This is a genomic window from Actinoplanes rectilineatus, from assembly GCF_000962825.1.
Lineage (GTDB): Bacteria > Actinomycetota > Actinomycetes > Mycobacteriales > Micromonosporaceae > Actinoplanes > Actinoplanes rectilineatus.
This window is the reverse complement of the sequence record NZ_JZKF01000195.1, coordinates 1-1,546: the sequence shown is the minus strand read 5'-3', so window position 1 is coordinate 1,546 and position 1,546 is coordinate 1. Positions and strand designations below refer to the sequence as shown.

1 protein-coding gene is annotated in these 1,546 nt (G+C 66.7%); it reads right to left on the bottom strand.

The annotated features are described in order from the left end of the window. Window positions 1–32: 32 nt before the first annotated feature. Window positions 33–1,468 (bottom strand): IS3 family transposase gene (locus tag WH85_RS46020; RefSeq protein WP_425394704.1). Its coding sequence is split into 2 segments (ribosomal slippage): window positions 33–1,138 and window positions 1,138–1,468, totalling 1,437 coding nucleotides; the frame shifts between segments, so codons are not numbered across the junction. Between the last annotated feature and the right edge of the window lie 78 nt (window positions 1,469–1,546).

Genomic DNA, 1,546 nt, shown 5'->3' with positions numbered 1-1,546 from the left:
CGGAACGTGTCAAGATTTTTGAGGCGGGTTGATCACGGATTCTTTGAGTGAATCTGCTGGTCAGCCTGGTTCTCTGCGGGCGGGTTGATCCATGCCGCTTCGGGCAGGGTTGCCGGTTCGGGGTGCTTGCGGACGAAGCGTTCGGGGTGGCGCTGGTAGGCGGCGGTCAGGACCTCGGCGCGGACCGCGTGGACGGTGCCGGCGTGTCCGTGGTGGACGTTGTGTGGGGTGTGCCAGGCGATCCCGGAGTGCCGATGTTCGGTGTTGTACCAGGTGAAGAAGTCGCGGCAGAACACGCGGGCCTGCTCGATGGTGTCGAAGCGGTCCGGGAAGCCGGGCCGGTATTTCAACGTTTTGAAGTGCGCTTCGCTGTACGGGTTGTCGTTGCTGGTGTGCGGCCGGGAATGGCTCTTGGTGACGCCGAGGTCGGCCAGTAGGAACGCCACCGGTTTCGAGGCCATCGAGGAGCCGTTGTCGGCGTGGATGGTCAGTTCGTCGCGCTCGACGTGCTGTTTGACGATCGTGTCGGCCAGGAGCTTCTCGGCGAGCACGCTGCTCTCGCGATCGGCAAGGAGCCAGCCGACGGCGTACCGGCTGTAGATGTCGATGATCACGTACAGGTAGAAGTACTGCCATTTCGCCGGGCCGTGCAGCTTGGTGATGTCCCACGACCACACGGTGTTCGGCGCCGTGGCGACCAGTTCCGGCTTGACCCGGGCCGGATGTGTGGCCTGTGCCCGTCGTTCGCGGACCTCGCCGTGTTCCCGCAGGATCCGGTACATCGTCGACACCGACGCGAGGTAGGCGCCCTCGTCGAGTAGCTCGTGGTAGACCGTGGCCGGTGCCTTGTCGGCGTGCTCCGGGTGGTTCAGCAGCGCCCGGACGCTGTCGCGTTCGGCCTGTGACAACGCCCGCGGCTGCGGCTTACGCTCGCGCGGCACCCGCTCGGGTTCCGGGCTCTGGCGGTGCCGCCGGTAATGGTTGGCCTGCGGCCGGCCGGCCGCCGTACACGCCTTGCGCACCGAGCCCAGCACGGCGGTCAGCTCGACGATCGCCGCGTCGATCACGGCCTCGGCTCGCTCCCGGAGTCCGGGCCGCTGCTGGTCGCGAGCTGACCCAGCAGCGCGGAGAGTTTTCCCTGGACCTCGATCACCGTCTGCGCCTTCGCGAGATCCGCTTGCAGGCGCTCGTTCTCGCGCCGCAGCCGGGCCAGCTCCTTGTCCCGCGCATCACCCGGCGGACGCCCCGCCGGACGAGCCAGAGCCTGCCGCGCACCCTGATCCCGCTGCTGACGCCACGTCGTGATCAACGATGAGTACAGGCCCTCCCGCCGCAGCAACGCACCCTTACCCGCCTTGTCGAGCGACTCGTACTCCTCCAGGATCCGCGCCTTGTAGCCGGCCGAATAGGTACGCGACCTCGCCTTCGCCGGAACCTCCGGGTCAGGCACCTCACTGTTCGAACCCACCGGTGGTGGTCTCCTCGCTCGCCCTCAACTCAACGTTTCAAGAGTAGATCTTGCCTCTCATGATCTTGGCACAGAGGG